The sequence below is a fragment of the Psychrobacter sp. GW64-MNA-CIBAN-0177 genome, from assembly GCF_040309585.1.
In the GTDB taxonomy this organism is placed as follows: domain Bacteria; phylum Pseudomonadota; class Gammaproteobacteria; order Pseudomonadales; family Moraxellaceae; genus Psychrobacter; species Psychrobacter okhotskensis.
Map to the genome: position 1 here is coordinate 1 of NZ_JBEOOY010000664.1, position 230 is coordinate 230.

Sequence of the window (230 nt, forward strand, 5' to 3'; positions counted from 1 at the left end):
TCGAACTGGCTACAACACAAAACGCCCAAGTCTCTACACCAAAGCAAGCTGCACCAAGCAAACAGCCAAGGATTATTACAACATCTAATCAGTCAACAGTTCAAAGCGATCACACGGTAAAATATGGCGACACACTGTGGAGTATTGCCAAAGTGTATAAGGTCAGTGTGGACCAAATTATCGCTTGGAACAAAATGACAGACAAAGACAAATTAACGGTAGGTAAAACC

Annotated in this window: 1 protein-coding gene; it reads left to right on the plus strand. The window is 42.2% G+C overall.

From position 1 onward, the window contains the following. On the plus strand, nucleotides 1–230 hold a 230-nt coding region (locus AAEY79_RS16625), incomplete at both ends, for a LysM peptidoglycan-binding domain-containing protein (protein ID WP_352289927.1).